15 protein-coding genes are annotated in these 15,480 nt (G+C 54.5%); 7 read left to right on the top strand and 8 right to left on the bottom strand.

Annotated elements, in window-relative coordinates; translation table 11 throughout:
* Positions 1-2: 2 nt before the first annotated feature.
* Genes VIN76_RS11700 through rph form a run of 4 tightly spaced genes read right to left on the bottom strand, consistent with a single transcriptional unit; the run spans position 3 to position 3,520 of the window.
* Positions 3-908, bottom strand: coding sequence for a tyrosine recombinase XerC (locus VIN76_RS11700; protein WP_332042031.1), 906 nt, complete (start codon positions 906-908; stop codon positions 3-5).
* Between the two features lie 48 nt (positions 909-956).
* Positions 957-2,150, bottom strand: a complete 1,194-nt coding sequence (gene hemW, locus VIN76_RS11695) for a radical SAM family heme chaperone HemW (protein WP_332042030.1) — start codon at positions 2,148-2,150, stop codon at positions 957-959.
* A 15-nt stretch (positions 2,151-2,165) separates the two neighbouring features.
* The gene (gene rdgB / locus VIN76_RS11690; RefSeq protein WP_332042029.1) at positions 2,166-2,798 is read right to left on the bottom strand and encodes an RdgB/HAM1 family non-canonical purine NTP pyrophosphatase; all 633 of its coding nucleotides are present in this window, start codon (positions 2,796-2,798) and stop codon (positions 2,166-2,168) included.
* Positions 2,799-2,806: 8 nt separating this feature from the next.
* Positions 2,807-3,520 carry a ribonuclease PH gene (rph, locus tag VIN76_RS11685; protein WP_332042028.1) on the bottom strand — a complete coding sequence of 238 codons (714 nt, stop codon included), beginning with the start codon at positions 3,518-3,520 and terminating at the stop codon, positions 2,807-2,809.
* Between the two features lie 97 nt (positions 3,521-3,617).
* On the opposite strand from rph, the gene hrcA reads away from it, so the two are divergent.
* A complete protein-coding gene (gene hrcA, locus VIN76_RS11680; RefSeq protein ID WP_332042027.1) occupies positions 3,618-4,664 on the top strand; it encodes a heat-inducible transcriptional repressor HrcA in 1,047 nt (348 codons plus the stop codon).
* Positions 4,665-4,684: 20 nt separating this feature from the next.
* Positions 4,685-5,290 carry a nucleotide exchange factor GrpE gene (grpE, locus tag VIN76_RS11675; RefSeq protein ID WP_332042026.1) on the top strand — a complete coding sequence of 202 codons (606 nt, stop codon included), beginning with the start codon at positions 4,685-4,687 and terminating at the stop codon, positions 5,288-5,290.
* Between the two features lie 13 nt (positions 5,291-5,303).
* Here grpE and VIN76_RS11670 read toward each other — a convergent pair whose 3' ends face one another.
* Positions 5,304-6,659, bottom strand: coding sequence for a GntP family permease (locus VIN76_RS11670; protein ID WP_332042025.1), 1,356 nt, complete (start codon positions 6,657-6,659; stop codon positions 5,304-5,306).
* 261 nt (positions 6,660-6,920) lie between these two features.
* On the opposite strand from VIN76_RS11670, the gene VIN76_RS11665 reads away from it, so the two are divergent.
* Positions 6,921-7,229: a YMGG-like glycine zipper-containing protein gene (locus VIN76_RS11665; protein ID WP_332042024.1), complete on the top strand. Its 309-nt coding sequence runs from the start codon at positions 6,921-6,923 to the stop codon at positions 7,227-7,229.
* 204 nt (positions 7,230-7,433) lie between these two features.
* Positions 7,434-8,831, top strand: a complete 1,398-nt coding sequence (locus VIN76_RS11660; RefSeq protein ID WP_332042023.1) for an MATE family efflux transporter — start codon at positions 7,434-7,436, stop codon at positions 8,829-8,831.
* Positions 8,832-8,847: 16 nt separating this feature from the next.
* On the opposite strand, the gene VIN76_RS11655 is transcribed toward VIN76_RS11660, so the two are convergent.
* Both VIN76_RS11655 and VIN76_RS11650 read right to left on the bottom strand, forming a co-directional pair.
* Positions 8,848-9,342 carry a vgr related protein gene (locus VIN76_RS11655; RefSeq protein ID WP_332042315.1) on the bottom strand — a complete coding sequence of 165 codons (495 nt, stop codon included), beginning with the start codon at positions 9,340-9,342 and terminating at the stop codon, positions 8,848-8,850.
* A 39-nt stretch (positions 9,343-9,381) separates the two neighbouring features.
* The gene (locus VIN76_RS11650; protein WP_332042022.1) at positions 9,382-9,858 is read right to left on the bottom strand and encodes a copper chaperone PCu(A)C; all 477 of its coding nucleotides are present in this window, start codon (positions 9,856-9,858) and stop codon (positions 9,382-9,384) included.
* Positions 9,859-10,057: 199 nt separating this feature from the next.
* Here VIN76_RS11650 and dnaK point away from each other — a divergent pair, with 199 nt between their 5' ends.
* Together dnaK and dnaJ are read left to right on the top strand one after the other, a co-directional pair.
* Positions 10,058-11,998: a molecular chaperone DnaK gene (gene dnaK, locus VIN76_RS11645; protein ID WP_332042021.1), complete on the top strand. Its 1,941-nt coding sequence runs from the start codon at positions 10,058-10,060 to the stop codon at positions 11,996-11,998.
* 124 nt (positions 11,999-12,122) lie between these two features.
* On the top strand, positions 12,123-13,271 hold the full coding sequence (gene dnaJ / locus VIN76_RS11640; RefSeq protein WP_332042020.1) for a molecular chaperone DnaJ: 1,149 nt from the start codon (positions 12,123-12,125) through the stop codon (positions 13,269-13,271).
* Positions 13,272-13,446: 175 nt separating this feature from the next.
* Here dnaJ and VIN76_RS11635 read toward each other — a convergent pair whose 3' ends face one another.
* Positions 13,447-13,569, bottom strand: coding sequence for a hypothetical protein (locus VIN76_RS11635; protein WP_332042019.1), 123 nt, complete (start codon positions 13,567-13,569; stop codon positions 13,447-13,449).
* Positions 13,570-14,011: 442 nt separating this feature from the next.
* Between VIN76_RS11635 and VIN76_RS11630 the strand changes: the two genes are divergently transcribed.
* A complete protein-coding gene (locus VIN76_RS11630) occupies positions 14,012-15,103 on the top strand; it encodes a GGDEF domain-containing protein (protein WP_332042018.1) in 1,092 nt (363 codons plus the stop codon).
* Positions 15,104-15,480: the final 377 nt, after the last annotated feature.

Raw genomic sequence — 15,480 nt, 5'->3', positions numbered from 1 at the left:
CGCTAGGAGTTTGTCGCACGCGGGTGGGCGTTCTGGTAAACATCCAGCAAATGCGCCGCATCCACGGCTGTATAGACTTGCGTGCTGTTTAAACTCGCATGGCCGAGCAATTCCTGAAGACTCCGTAAATCCGCGCCGCCAGCGAGCAAATGCGTGGCGAAGCTGTGGCGCAGGGCATGGGGTGTGGTCTTGTCTGAAATACCAAGATTTGTCCGTGCGCGTTGAACAACCCGCCTGATCAGGTTGGGCGATAACGGTCCACCGCGCTTGCCCCGGAATATCGTTTCTCCTGGTGCCATCGCATGAGGGCACAGGTCGATATAATGTTCAATCGCTTTACGCACTTCGGCAAGTAAGGGCACGATCCGTGTTTTGCCGCGCTTGCCGGTTATGCGGATGGTATCCGACAGCGGGAGCGCATCGGCGGTCAGATCCAGCGCTTCGCTGATCCGCAGGCCAGAGCCGTATAAGAGCAATAAAACCGCCCAATCGCGCGCGCCAATCCAGTGTTCACTGGCGCTTTCCGCGATGTCATTTGCTATTGCAAGGATGTCATCGGGAGCAGCAGGGCGAGGAACGCCGCGGGTGACTTTCGGTCCCTTGATCCTTGGTATCTGACTGTCATTTCCGCCTACAAATTTCAGGAAGGCACGGATCGCGGACAGTTCCCTTGCCGCGCTGTTATTGGACAGATCATCCGCGCGGCGAAAAGCGAGGTAGGAACGTATGTCGGCTTGAGTAAGGGCTTTGAGTTGCGCGCTATCAACCGGGCCGCCAAAATAGTCCATCAGGAATGCGCAAAACCTCTCGGCCGTGGTGATATAGGCCCGCACGGTATGCTGCGAACGCCGCCGCCCTTCACGCAAATGGCGGGAAAAATCCTGAATGAGCGCATTGGTGCTTTGCATAGCGCAGAATCTAGCAGCGCCTATGGATAAAGTCCAAATATCTGATGGTCAGAGATGGTCTGATATGACTTTGGGCAATATCGCATCGAGCAGCGGCATGCCTTTCGTGGTTACCGTCAGCCGGTCAGCCTCGGTTACCATAAATCCCGCGTCGGAGAGCTTTTCAGTCTCCTGCATATCGATGATGTCCGCAGCCGCCAGCCCGGTTTTTCTCTCCAGTACTGCAAGGTTGATGCCCTCAGCCAGCCGCAGTCCCATCATCAATGCTTCCATCGCCCGTGTTTGCGGTGACAGGGCTTGCTCGACTTTCAGACCGTTACCGTTGCGTTCGACAGCGGAGAGGAAGTTCTCCGGCTTTTTGTGACGCTCGGTCGCGCTGTTCAGCCGCCTGCCATGCGCGCCGGGGCCGATGCCGATATAATCGTCATAGCGCCAATAGCTCAGGTTATGGCGGCTCTCCTGACCGGGCCTGGCGTGATTGCTGATCTCGTAAGCAGGCAGACCGGCGGCGCTGGTCAATTGCTGCGTGAGGTCAAACAGGTCGGCGCAATGGTCATCATCGGCAGGAACCAAAGCGCCCGTGCGGACTAATGTTTCAAAGCGTGTGCCCGGTTCAATGGTCAGTTGATAGAGTGACAGGTGCGTGGTGCCAAATTGCAGCGCGCGTTCCAGTTCCGTTTGCCAGTCGCCAAGGGATTGGCCAGGGCGTGCATAGATCAGATCAAAACTCACACGGCCAAAATTTTCCTGCGCTGTGTCCAGAGCCGCCAGACCTTCTGTGACATCATGCGCCCGGCCCAGAAACTCTAATGTCTGGTCATCAAGCGATTGCAAACCCAATGAAACACGGTTCACCCCGGCACTTGCCAGATCGGAAAACCGGCTCGCCTCAACCGAAGACGGGTTTGCTTCCAGAGTGATCTCGCATCTTTCTTCCAGGCCCCATAGAGAATCGGCTTCTTCTATCAGCTTGGCGACAAGCCGGGGCGGCATGAGCGAGGGTGTTCCGCCTCCAAAAAATATCGAGCTTATCCGCCTGTTTTGAGTGATCTGATACTCATACCGCATATCGGCCAGGAGCGCCGCTTGCCAAGCGTCATGATCGATCTGGTCGCGCACATGGCTGTTAAAATCACAATAGGGACATTTGGAAATGCAGAAGGGCCAGTGAATATAAAGAGCAAGCCCGTTCCGGTCCTCCGGCTTTACGGATATTGTGGAGGATGCGGCTTCAAGCATCATTATGAACGGTCCGCTTTAATCAAAACAGGCTTTTACCAGTTTGCTGAACGCATCGGCGCGGTGGCTCATTTCGTGCTTTTGCTTTGGGTCCAGTTCCGCGAAAGTTTGCTCAAAGCCATCTGGCTGAAACACCGGATCATAGCCAAATCCCAATGTCCCGCGCGGCGGCCATACCAGATTGCCATTCGCGCGGCCTTCAAAGATTTCCGTATGTCCGTCGGGCCAGGCGAGGGCGAGCGTGCATATGAAATGGGCGCTGCGGTCGGTACCCGGTCCCAGTTCGGCCAGTTTCCCCTCAACCTTGCCCATGGCCATATACCAGTCCCGGCCCGGTCCGCCTTCGAATATGTCCGCTTCTGCCCAGTCGGCGGTATAGACCCCCGGAGCACCGTTTAGAGCGGTCACGCACAGCCCGCTATCATCCGCCAGAGCCACGCAATTGGCCCCTTGCGCGCTGACGTTCGCTTTGAGCAGCGCGTTTTCAGCAAAACTTGTTCCGGTTTCCTCCGGTTCGGGCAAGCCCAGTTCTCCTGCTGAAACAGGCTCGATACCAAAGGGTGCGAGCAAGGCGCGGATTTCGCGCACCTTGCCCTGGTTATGGCTGGCAATGACGAGTTTGCCGGGAGAGAGTTTGCGGTGCCTGGTCATCTTCCTGCTTACGAAACTGCCTTTTCCTGCGCTTCAAAAATCTGGCCGCAGCCGATTTTGGCAAGCCGCATCAAACGCATCAAACCTTCGTCATCAAATGTCTGGCCCTCGGCTGTGGCTTGCGCCTCGGCAATATTACCGTCACCGGTCAGCACGAAATTGGCGTCGGCACCGGCATTGCTATCTTCATCATAATCAAGGTCGAGAACGGGAGTGCCGTCAAAAATACCGCAACTGATCGCGGCAATTTTCTGCTCAATCGGATCTTCGCTGATCAGTTTTTGATCAATCAGACCGTTGACGGCCAACCGAAGCGCGACCCATGCGCCGCTGATCGACGCGGTTCGTGTGCCGCCGTCGGCCTGAATAACATCGCAGTCCAGTGTGATCTGGCGCTCGCCCAGTTTTTTCAGGTCAACCACAGCGCGCAAAGAACGGCCAATAAGGCGTTGAATTTCCTGTGTTCTGCCGGATTGCTTGCCGCGGGCCGCTTCGCGCGAACTGCGGGTATGAGTGGCGCGGGGAAGCATCGAATATTCGCCGGTGACCCAGCCTTCGCCTTTGCCGCGCAGCCATGGCGGAATGCGCTCTTCAATGCTGGCCGTGCACAATACCCGCGTGTCACCGAAACTTATCAGGCAAGACCCTTCGGCATGCTTTGTAAATCCGGTTTCGATAGTAATGGCACGCATTTCGTCTGGCGCACGTCCTGATGGGCGCATAAGTGATTCTCCTGTGGATGGCTTGCGCTACGTCTTAGAACAGGCAGTTAATTCTGCAAGGCTGGAATCAAATGAGAAGTGTGCTTATCTAGCAATCATGACAACCACACCGATCACCGAAATGACAACCCGAGCGCAGGATATTTTCCGGATCGTGGTGGAATCCTATCTCGACAATGGCGCGCCTGTCGGATCGCGGACCATTTCAAAGGCGCCTGGCCTGGAGCTTTCGCCCGCCTCTATCCGCAATGTTATGCAGGATCTTGAAGAATTCGGCCTGCTCGCTGCCCCGCATACCAGTGCGGGCAGGATACCTACGGAAAGGGGGTTGCGGCTGTTTGTTGACGGTATGATGCAAACGGCGCAGCCGTCGAAAAAAGAGCGCGAGGCGATTGAATCGCAGATCAGGGATCAAGGCCCGATAGAAGAAGCGCTGTCCGCGACTACGGCCATATTGTCCGGATTGTCGGCTTGTGCCGGGCTGGTGATGGTGCCCAAGCGGGAGCCTTTGCTGAAACAGTTCAGTTTTGTGAAATTGTCGGAAGGACAGGGGCTTGCGATCCTTGTCGGGCAAGATGGCGCGGTTGAAAACCGGGTGCTGGAGCTTCCGTTTGGTATATCGGAATCCGCGCTGATCGAGGCCGGGAACTATCTTACCGCTCAATTTGGCGGAATGACGCTGGCCGAGGCATTATCGCGGCTTGACCGGGATGTTGAGACGGAGCGCATGGCGATTGACAAGGCGTCGGAAGATCTGGTGCAGCGCGGTCTGGCTATCTGGTCAAAGGATTCCGCAGCCCGGCCGGTGCTTATCGTGCGCGGTCAGGCAAATCTGCTGGAAGAAAGCGCGCTTGCCGACATTGACAGGATCCGGCAGTTGCTCGACGAACTGGAAGGCAAACAGGAAATTGCGCGCCTGCTGGATAATGCCAGAGATGCCGATGCGGCAAAAATCTTTATCGGAGCGGAGAATAAATTATTCTCCCTTTCCGGGTCTTCTGTGATAGCGGCACCATATAAAGATGGTGATGGCAAAGTGGTTGGTGTGGTTGGTGTTATCGGGCCAACGCGCTTGAATTATGCCCGAGTCGTACCCATGGTAGATTTCACAGCACAGACTATATCCAAATTATTGACCAAATAACATAAAACGAGTGAAGAATAATGAGTGATACGAAGCCCCAAGCCAATAAGAATGACAAGCTGGACGAAGCCGCAGCAGCGGAGCTGGAAGGTGTGCCGGACGCATTTAAGGATAATGGGCGGGACAATGATGCTGCGTCTGAAGAAGCTTCTCAAGACGAGCGCATAGCTTCCCTTGAAAACGAACTGGCCGAAGCGAAACAGCAAGTGCTTTACGCTCAGGCCGAAACGCAGAATGTCCGCCGCCGGCTGGAAAAAGATGCGCAGGATGCAAGAGCCTATGCCGCAACCGGATTTGCCCGCGATATGCTCAGTGTCTCGGACAACCTGCAACGCGCGCTTGCTGCCATTCCGACAGAGATCAAGAATGAAGAAAAGTGGAAAGGCCTGATCGGCGGTATCGAGGCAACGGGCCGCGAACTGGAAACAGTGTTCGAGAAAAACGGTATCAAACGTGTTCCCGCGCTTGGCTTGCCACTTGATCCAAACCATCATCAGGCAATGATCGAAGTGCCAACCGATGAGGAGGAACCCGGCACTGTCGTTCAGGAAATGCAGGCCGGTTATGTTATCAAGGACCGGTTATTGCGTCCCGCACTGGTTGGCGTGGCGAAAAAGCCGGACTAACCCCCCGCACAGCCTAGAAGATCATAAACAACCCTAGCACTAATATTGTGCCAAGGGTTGGTATGATGACGGTCAGTGCGCCGACTGCACTATAAGCATCCTTGTGCGTTTCCCCGCAAACCGCGCGGATGGTGGTGACGACATATCCATTGTGCGGCAAGCTATCGAGCGCGCCAGAGGATATGGCGACAACACGGTGCAGTTCGTCCGGCTGTGCGCCGATATCCAGATAATGCGGCGCGAGAAGAGGCAGGGCGATGGTTTGTCCGCCCGATGCCGATCCGGTCAGGCCGGCAATGACAGTGACGGCGATGGCCGCGCCGATCAGCGGGCTGCCGGGTAGGTTTTGGACCATTTCCAACGCCGTCTGAAAAGCCGGGGAAAGCTGGGCAACCGCGCCAAAGCCGACGACGGCGCAGGTGTTGGTAATGGCCACCACCGCGCTGGTCGCACCGCGGGAAAAGGCCTCCGGCATAGTTTTCAGTTTCCGGTAACCCACAACCAGCGCGACAATGGCCCCGGAACCCAAAGCGGCGACAAGTGCCCATTTGTCGAGCGAGTTTTGCGGCAATATCGCGGAGAGCGGCCCCATCGCCTGCGGATACTGGAAAATCAGGAAGATGCCGAGCACGGTAATCAGCGGCAGCAAACATAATAAAGGTGCGGGCAAGCTGCCATAATCCTGATTGTCATTATCGGTCTCGCGGCCAACAAATGTTTCCCCGTTGGCGACGGCGCGCTTGACCATCCAGTTCAGCCAGAAATGACCGGACACGGCCATGATAATTGCAACAAAAAGACTGGCCTCCCAACCTGCGTAGGCCGTGGTGCCAAGAAACTCCATTGGGATCAGGTTCTGGATTTCCGGGCTGCCCGCCGATGTCATGGTGAACGTCACAGAACCGAAAGCCAGTGCCGCGGGAATGAAGCGGCGCGGCAAATTGGCTTCGCGGAACAGGTGCACCGCCAGAGAATAGACAGAGAATGCCACGATAAAAACGCTGACCCCGCCATAAGTCAGAACAGCACAGGCGGCGACCACGGCGAGGACCGCATGCTTGATACCGATTTTTTCGACAATCCAGTGGGCGACGCTCGCCGCAGCGCCCGAAGCGCCCATGATTTCACCGAATATTGCGCCAAGCAGGAACATGAAGAACCAGCTTTTGAAAAAGCCTACAAATCCGTCCATATAGGCGGTGGCGAAATCGGGAGCCCCTTCTGCGGCGAGGGGAGGCAACCATGCCAGCCCGCTGGTCGCGGCAACAATCGCGGCGGCAATCGGCCCGGCGATCAGGATATTTACACCCTTCACGGTCATGTAGATGAGTAGCGCCAGTCCGCCGATGAGCCCGATTGTCGATATCATTCTGGTCCCCTTTATCCCTGACGGCCTAATGGCAGAACAATGGAACGGGCTGCAAGGATCAATTTTGAGGGGGTGTCAACTTTGGCCGTGTAATATATATGCCCGGGTTGGCGGCCTTGGTAGGAAAGCCAATCCCGTACAACAACAGTCATCGCATCAGGGGCGCCGTTCATCCGAAAATTCGCGGTTGTTAATGAACCAGATCATATCCGGTGCGTTATAAGTCCTTATACGGGGCAGTTTAATTTCAGGAGAATGGATATGCGACCTATCGGAAACACATTAGTGAAGAAAATATCAATACTGTCGGTTACAGCGGTTTCTGCTGTATCCCTGACTGCCTGTGCCAGTAATTATGCTGCCGAGGGTGCGGCGGCTGGTGCAGCTGCTGGCGGTGTGATTGGCGCGGTGACAGGCGGCGGCGATGATGCTCTGAAGGGTGCGGCCATTGGCGCGGCGGCTGGTGCGGCGGCAGGCTATTTTGTAGACAAGAATGATGGCTGTGACGGCTATGACAGCAGAGGCCGTCTGGATGACGATTGCCGCGGTTTGCCGGGCTATCCGCGTTAATTTTTAAGCCTAGATTTCCGCGAATCTAAGGCGCTCTCAATATTAGGGTCTAATCAAAAACCGTCATTCCCTCAGCCCACTTCCCTCTCCCTTTACTGGGAGGGGGAGATAGGTGCCTTGAATAAGGCCATCCGGAAAACAAGTTTCAACAGATAATAATCAGCTTTCACTAGCGCGTTGCTTCAGGCTCGGCTAACGGGCGCTATGGTTAGCGCAGCGCACCTCGTTTCAACACCGAATCCGTGGCGCCGTGAAGCCGGTGCGACGATGCGGCTTGCGTGGCCGTTGATCCTGTCCAACCTCACCATGGCATTGATCGGCGCGACCGATGTGATGATGATCGGCTGGCTTGGTCCGCGCGAATTGGCAGCGGCTACACTAGGTTTCAACCTTGCGATGAGCTGCGCTATTTTCTGCATGGGGTTGATAACCGCATCTGCACCGTTAATGGCCAGCGAGATTGGGCGCATGGGCCATAGTGTGCGCGATGTTCGCCGGACTTTCCGACAGGCAATATGGGCGGCGATTACCGTTATCATTCCTTTCTGGCTGTTGCTGTGGAACACGGAAAGCCTGTTGCTGGCATTCGGGCAGGAAGCTGACCTTGCGCGCAATGCCGGGTTATATATTTCGGCCTATATGTGGTCGATACTGCCGTTTTTATGCTTCATCATATTACGCAATTTTGTGTCCGCGCTAGAAGAGCCGATCTGGGCGCTGGTCATCAGTGTCATCGCGGTGCTTGCCAATTTCCTGTTTAACTATGCCCTGATTTTCGGAAAATTCGGCGTGCCGGCTTTTGGCGTGATTGGCGCCGGTATTGGCAGCGTGATGACCAATGTGCTGATGTTCGGGGGCATGGTTCTGGTCGTCCTGCTGCACAAGCGTTTTCGTCGCTACCATTTGTTCGGGCGTTTCTCCCATAGCGATTGGCCGCGATATCGGATGATATGGAAGCTGGGTCTGCCGATTGCCGTGACCATGGGGCTGGAAGGCTCTGTCTTTGGCATTGCGGCCTTGCTGATGGGGCTTATCAATGCGGAATCCGTGGCGGCCCATGCGATTGCACTGCAACTGGCGTCACTGACCTTCATGGTGCCGATGGGCATAGCGCAGGCAGCGACGGTTCGTGTTGGCATCCAGTACGGGCGGCGCGACCATGCCGGTATCAAGCGGGCGGGCTGGGTCAGCTTTATTCTGGGTACATCATTCATGGCGGCTATGGCGGTCGTGCTGGTACTGGCACCCGAAATGCTGATCTCGATTTTCATTGATGCAGATGCGCCGGGCAGCGGAGAAGTCGCGGCCTTGGCAGTCAGCTTTCTGGCTATTGCTGCAATTTTCCAGATCGCCGATGGCGCGCAAGTAGTCGCGGCAGGGATGCTGCGCGGGCTGCATGACACAACCGTACCGATGGTTTTCGCGCTGATGGGATATTGGTTTATCGGAATTGGCGTGGGTGCCGGTCTTGCTTTCTGGCAGGGCTGGGAAGGTATTGGCGTGTGGGCCGGGCTGGCCAGCGGGTTGGGCATTGTCGCGGTGTTGATGCTGTCGCGGTGGATGATGCGGGAAAGGCTGGGGCTGCTGCCTCAAGCCCGATAGTAAAGGTTTTACCCGGTCAGGCTGTCCGGTCGCCCGGCGCAAAAACACCAAGCGGAGAGAAGGGCACCAGTCCGGCAAATTGCGCGGGCTGGAATCCGTTTTTTAACCGTGCGCCCTGTTTTAACAGAAAGTCGTGCCGGACAATCTCTGCCTGTTGCTCAATTCCATAGTCTGCAAAGGGCTTGCCGGGGATCAGCTTATAGTCATAGCGGCAGAATGGATGTCGGGCGAGCGGCAGAAAGACGCCGCTTTGATGTTGCCAGACATGGACCATTTCATGAATGAACAGTCCCTGTATATGAATATCCGCATCGCTATAATCGGCGCGGAACAGGCCGCTTCGGGGGTGGAACCATATGTTGCCATCGGGGGCCATGGTGACGCGGCGGGGATGAAAGGGCCACCATTTACGATTGAAAATCCGTACGCTTTGATAATCAACCGCCTCCCCGAAAACGGAAAGGCACATTGCCTTTTCCGCATCGGTTAAAGAGCGAACCGTTTCGCCCATTTTTGGCTTGTCTATCCCGGTCTCGTCCAGAGTTACCACTTATTCTGCGTTGTGGGCTTCCTCATCCTGGGCTTCAGCATCAGCCCCGCCCACCTTGTTGATTACAGCATCGACCTGGATCCGGTCATCGTTTGAGAATATGAAGATCATCCGCAATGTGCCGCGCTCGATCGATCTGTTGCCAACGCCCCAAAGCATTAGATGCTTTCCGCCGGGTTCAAACTTGACCGTTCCGCCAGCTGGAATCTCAACCCTGTCCACTGCCTGCATTTTCGAGACGCCGTTTTCTTCAATGGTTTCATGCATTTCCAAGCGCAGCGTGTCATCGGCGGTGACGGCAAGCAATGCCACATCTTCCGGACCGCCGCGAACAGTGAAATAACCGGAGGACGGGTTACCCTCGACCGGAGAGAGGTTGATCACTGCCTCATCGACCAAAAGCACATCTCCCTGACCGCAAGCGGAAAGGAAAATTGCGGCGATAGATGCAAAAAATATTGAATATAGTTTTGTCATGACGGGCCAAAAACTCCTGTTCTTGCGGACTGCAAAAGCGTTTTTTTGTTTCTACAGGCTCGACAGGGCAATGCCAAGTCTTGTGCCGAAGAAAATGCCACCTATATCCCATCTCGAAGCTGTAACGGTGCCAATCTAAAAGGGCCGGGCGGCTATTTTGCTAGTTTTAGAAAATATTTGAAAGTGAATTGAGGGAAAAATGGCTAAAGTAATCGGTATTGATCTGGGCACCACCAACAGCTGCGTTGCGGTTATGGACGGCGGAAAGCCGAAGGTAATTGAAAATTCAGAAGGCGCGCGGACAACTCCGTCTGTTGTCGCTTTTGCCAAAGATGGCGAGCGCCTGATAGGTCAGCCAGCCAAGCGTCAGGCTGTGACCAATCCGGAAAACACCATTTTTGCCGTAAAGCGTCTGATCGGTCGCCGGTTCGATGATCCGATGACGAAAAAAGATATGGAACTGGTCCCTTATGACATCGTCAAAGGTTCCAACGGTGATGCGTGGGTAAAAGCGGGCGGTGAAGAATATTCGCCTGCACAGATTTCCGCATTCACGTTGCAGAAGATGAAGGAAACGGCCGAGAGCTATCTTGGCGAAACCGTCCAGCAGGCGGTTATCACGGTTCCGGCATATTTTAACGATGCCCAGCGTCAGGCCACAAAAGATGCCGGTAAAATTGCCGGTCTGGAAGTTTTGCGTATCATTAACGAGCCAACGGCTGCGGCTCTGGCTTACGGGCTTGAAAAAAGCGAAGGCAAGGTCATTGCTGTTTATGACCTTGGCGGCGGTACGTTTGATATCTCCATTCTGGAAATCGGCGACGGCGTTTTCGAAGTGAAATCGACAAATGGTGACACGTTCCTTGGCGGTGAGGATTTCGACGCGAAGATCGTTGAATTTCTGGCCGAAGATTTCAAAAAAGCGGAAAGCATTGACCTCACCAAGGACAAGCTGGCGCTGCAACGTTTGAAAGAAGCCGCGGAAAAAGCGAAGATCGAATTGTCTTCGGCGCAGACCACGGAAGTCAACCTGCCGTTCATTACTGCTGACCAGAATGGTCCGAAGCACCTGGTGAAAACCATCACGCGCTCCGACCTTGAAAAGCTGGTCGGTGATCTGATCCGCCGCACGCTGGAGCCTTGCAAAAAAGCTCTGAAAGATGCCGGCATCAGCGCGTCGGAAATTGGCGATGTTGTTATGGTCGGCGGTATGACCCGTATGCCCAAGGTTCGTGAAACCGTGCAGGAATTTTTCGGTAAAGAGCCGCATGTCGGCGTGAACCCCGATGAAGTTGTTGCCATGGGCGCGGCTATTCAGGCCGGTGTTTTGCAGGGCGATGTCAAAGACGTATTGCTGCTCGACGTGACTCCATTGTCGCTGGGTATCGAAACTCTGGGCGGTGTCTTTACCCGCATGATCGACCGCAACACGACGATCCCGACAAAGAAATCGCAGGTTTATTCGACCGCCGATGACAATCAGGGCGCGGTGACCATCCGCGTGTTCCAGGGCGAGCGTGAAATGGCGGCGGATAACAAGCTGCTTGGCCAGTTCGATCTGGTCGGTATTCCGCCAGCACCGCGCGGTGTGCCACAGATTGATGTGACGTTCGACATTGACGCGAACGGTATTGTCAACGTGTCGGCCAAAGACAAAGGCACCGGCAAGGAACAGCAGATCAAGATCCAGGCCTCTGGCGGACTGTCCGACAGCGACATTGACCAGATGGTTCAGGATGCCGAGAAATTTGCCGAAGAAGACAAAAAGCGTCGTGCAGAGGCAGAAGCCAAAAACAACGCCGAAAGTCTGGTCCACACGACCGAGAAGCAATTGTCCGAACATGGTGACAAGATTGACGCCGATCTGAAAGGTCAGATTGAAACGGCAATCGCGGAAACCAAGGAAGCGATTGAAGGCGGCGATCCGGAAGCGATGAAAACCAAGTCAGAAGCGCTGGCTCAGGTTTCCATGCAAATGGGTCAGAAAATCTACGAAGCCGAGCAGGCTGCGGGTGGCGATGCTGCGGATGCAGCGGCAGCTGGTGCAGCCGCGAGTGCGGATGACGATGTGGTCGATGCGGAATTTTCCGAAGTCGATGACAACGACAACACGGACTCCAAAGATAAAGCCGCTGAGTAACGGCCACAAAAACTGAGGTTGTCGGGCCTGCCGGAACCATGTTCTTTCAAAAGGGACATACGGCAGGCCCAGCAACCGATTTGTTTTGGATTTATGGCTTTCGGGGAGGGCTGGGTAGTAAGTAATGGCAACCGAAATGGACTATTATCAAGAGCTTCAGGTTGAACGCGGCTGCGATGGCGCAACGCTGAAATCATCCTATCGCAAACTGGCGATGAAATATCATCCGGATAAAAACCCCGGTGACCCGGAAGCGGAAGCGAAATTCAAGAATATCAACGAAGCCTATGATGTTCTGAAAGACCCGCAAAAACGGGCGGCCTATGACCAATATGGCCATGCGGCCTTCACCAATGGCGGCGGCAATAATGCAGGGCGTGGCGGATTTGGCGGCGCGGCGTTTAACGATATTGGCGATATATTCGAAACTATTTTTGGCGGCGGCGCTGGCGGCTTTGGCGGTCAGCAACATCATCGCGGCCCTGCGCGGGGTGCGGACCTGCGCTATGACATGGAAATCTCGCTTGAAGATGCGTTCCATGGCAAGCAAACCGAAATTGAAATAGATGTCTCCGTCGGCTGCGACGAATGTGACGGTTCCGGCGCACAGGCAGGTACTGGCGTAAAAGCATGCACCACCTGTCATGGCCATGGCAAAGTCCGGACACAGCAAGGCTTTTTTGTCGTCGAGCGCACCTGCACAAGCTGTCAGGGCCGTGGCGAAGTGATCGAAAGCCCGTGCCATGTCTGCCGCGGGGAAGGGCGCGTTGACCGGCCCCAAACGCTGGAAATCGAAATCCCGGCTGGTGTTGACAGCGGCACACGCATCCGCCTGTCCGGCAAAGGGGAGGCAGGCGCTTATGGCGCTCCCCCCGGCGATCTTTATATTTTTATCCATCTGGCACGCCACGATCTGTTCGAGCGTGAGGGCACGACCCTGTTCACTCGCGCGCCGATCAGCTTTACCATCGCTGCGCTGGGCGGTGAGATTGCCATTCCCGGCCTTGACGGCACCAAGCATGAAATCCGTATTCCCGCCGGTATCCAGTCCGGCAAACAAATCCGTCAACGCGGCGCTGGTATGCCGGTTCTGCGCGGGCGGGGGAATGGCGACATGGTCGTTCAGATTGATGTCGAAACCCCGACCAAGCTGTCCTCCCGGCAAAAAGAATTGCTGCGCGAGTTTCAGGAAACCGAAACTGGCGACGAATGCCCCAACAGCACGGGCTTTTTCTCAAAGATCAAGGAAGCCTTTGGTGGTCTGACTGATTAGCTTTTATCAAATAAAGAGGGCGATTTCTGCAAGGACCAACCAACAGAAACCGCCCTCTACCAAATTGTTAAACCGGCCGCCCATTATGGGGATCATTACTGCGGAAGCTCAACAAATCCGGACAGCCTAAGCCGTCTGAAGATATAAACGGCATTTCCCTATTCCGATTAAGGCGTCAGCATCTATTACCGCCTTTAGCCGCCAGTTTTTGCTGATCTTCTTTCAGCGCGCAAATAGCTTCTTCTACCTTGATCGCGCAGATCCGGTGGCCATTGTTGTCCAGCAGGGACAAAATCATTTCAAGTTTCGCTATCAGAGCGGGGATATTGGAATCCCTGTTCGTTTCTTGCACCTCACACATCATTATATAATGCCTTTTCTGAGCTGTATGGCTGGCTTTTGCCCTATGCCGCAGTTGCAAACGAAAATCTGAAACAGAAACTTGCTTTTCTCTGGGGGACTATTCGCATAGTTGAAGCCGCATAATTGACGATAGTTCTGCCTTCAACAATAATACAGACTATCGAATGTAAAATGTCATATCATAAGTATCAGGCTTGGATGACTTACTTGTCTTGGCGCCGCATTGCATTGTGATTTGAGCAAATACTTACCCCACGGATAATGGAGGGGGAGAGGCACTTAATCGCTTCCCTGATCTGCCGTTAACCATTGCGGGACGAGGACAATCCCTAACCGGATGACGCATCTGACACATTGCGCCAGATTGAGGATAAAAAGTGAAACTGGATATCAAAAATATACTGGAAACCTATTTCAGTGACAAAAACGGTGATGAGGCGTGCCCGGTTTGTATCGTAACAGACGGTGAGCGTTCGCCGCTTTATGACATTGCCGGCTTCATCAGGCAGCACGGACTTTCGTTGTCTTCGGGAAACCTGGAACTGGGGTGGGAATATATTTGCGGCGGGAAAGTCGCACTGAAGAACGAGATACGCGGCCTGTCCTGCGCCGGGCGCCTTGATAATATGGCTGCGCGCGAACTGCATGACAAATATTTGCGATCAGACATCGGCATGAAAATCGACAAGATTTTAACCGAAGCGATTGCTCATATCCGAACGACAACACAGTCGATAGACCATGGCGAAAAAGCCACGCTTGAATGGGAAGACAGCCTGATCGAACAGGCTGGTCATATCCGGGCGCGGACAGGCGACCTTGACCTTGATACGACCGTCCAGAAACTGCTCGACCTGTCAGAGCTGATGATTGAAACAACACGAGAAAGTCGCGCCCAAATCTCCGCGACCAATAAGAAGCTGGCGGTGTTGCATGCCGAATTGGAGCAGGCCAGAAACGATGCGGATTTTGACCAGCTAACCAAGCTACCGAACCGGCGGAAATTTGAACGGACGCTGGACGGGGTGCTGGAAAAACTGATCGGGGATGAGCGGTCGCTGATTCTGGCCTTTATCGACATTGACCATTTCAAGGCGATAAATGACGAATTTGGCCACGATTGCGGAGACCGGGTATTACGGCTGATCGCCGATGAGCTGTCTTCCATGTCGAACAGCAAATGCCATACGTCCCGCTATGGCGGCGAAGAATTTGCGATTATTTTTGAAGATGACGACATCAATAAAGTGGTCAAAAAAGTGGACAAATGCCGGGAAGCCTTATCCCGCCGACAGTTGGTTGACCTGGAATCCGGTCGCCCGCTAGGGACTGTCACTTTTTCCGCAGGCATTGCAAAATGTCTGAAATCGGACACAAAGCGCTCCTTACTCCGCAAGGCAGATCTGGCGCTTTATGAAGCCAAGTCCAAGGGACGTAACAGCGTTCTGAAATATTCAAGCAATTTGTGATTGTGTGGGGGGCGTGGGCTGTGAGGCCCATGTATTTGGCTGCGGCCTTCCAGATATCGTCATTCCGGCGCGGGAATGACGAGGGCATATGGATAAAGCGACTGATCTGGAAACGTAGTTGACCCTCGGCACAACAGGCGCCCCACTAGCAGAGTAATGGCAAAAGGGGTGCATGCTCCAAGCAAGTTCCAGCCAACCTGCCGCCCTTTCCAGCCCCTAGAAACACGCTTGGGTAGAGCGGGGTGAGCCACTCTACCCAATGTTATAACGCATACCAGGTGCGCTACGTTCATCAAAACCGCAACCTGCGGGGGTTGCAAAATGGCTTTGATCGAAAGGTCTGACTTTCAGGCACTTGTATCCGAATCGGATGAAAA

The sequence above is a fragment of the Parasphingorhabdus sp. genome (assembly GCF_036568145.1).
Classification (GTDB): Bacteria; Pseudomonadota; Alphaproteobacteria; order Sphingomonadales; family Sphingomonadaceae; genus Parasphingorhabdus.
Note: the sequence above shows the minus strand (reverse complement) of the source record. Positions and strands in the feature narration are given on the sequence as shown.

Bases quoted from the DNA above. Each gene is read 5' to 3' on its own strand.
- hrcA (WP_332042027.1), top strand. From the start codon at position 3,618: ATGACAACCACACCGATCACCGAAATGACAACCCGAGCGCAGGATATT.
- VIN76_RS11650 (WP_332042022.1), bottom strand. From the start codon at position 9,858: ATGACAAAACTATATTCAATATTTTTTGCATCTATCGCCGCAATTTTC.
- dnaK (WP_332042021.1), top strand. From the start codon at position 10,058: ATGGCTAAAGTAATCGGTATTGATCTGGGCACCACCAACAGCTGCGTT.
- hemW (WP_332042030.1), bottom strand. From the start codon at position 2,150: ATGATGCTTGAAGCCGCATCCTCCACAATATCCGTAAAGCCGGAGGAC.
- VIN76_RS11665 (WP_332042024.1), top strand. From the start codon at position 6,921: ATGCGACCTATCGGAAACACATTAGTGAAGAAAATATCAATACTGTCG.
- VIN76_RS11655 (WP_332042315.1), bottom strand. From the start codon at position 9,342: ATGGGCGAAACGGTTCGCTCTTTAACCGATGCGGAAAAGGCAATGTGC.
- VIN76_RS11635 (WP_332042019.1), bottom strand. From the start codon at position 13,569: ATGATTTTGTCCCTGCTGGACAACAATGGCCACCGGATCTGCGCGATC.
- VIN76_RS11700 (WP_332042031.1), bottom strand. From the start codon at position 908: ATGCAAAGCACCAATGCGCTCATTCAGGATTTTTCCCGCCATTTGCGT.
- rph (WP_332042028.1), bottom strand. From the start codon at position 3,520: ATGCGCCCATCAGGACGTGCGCCAGACGAAATGCGTGCCATTACTATC.
- dnaJ (WP_332042020.1), top strand. From the start codon at position 12,123: ATGGCAACCGAAATGGACTATTATCAAGAGCTTCAGGTTGAACGCGGC.
- rdgB (WP_332042029.1), bottom strand. From the start codon at position 2,798: ATGACCAGGCACCGCAAACTCTCTCCCGGCAAACTCGTCATTGCCAGC.
- VIN76_RS11670 (WP_332042025.1), bottom strand. From the start codon at position 6,659: ATGATATCGACAATCGGGCTCATCGGCGGACTGGCGCTACTCATCTAC.
- VIN76_RS11660 (WP_332042023.1), top strand. From the start codon at position 7,434: ATGGTTAGCGCAGCGCACCTCGTTTCAACACCGAATCCGTGGCGCCGT.
- grpE (WP_332042026.1), top strand. From the start codon at position 4,685: ATGAGTGATACGAAGCCCCAAGCCAATAAGAATGACAAGCTGGACGAA.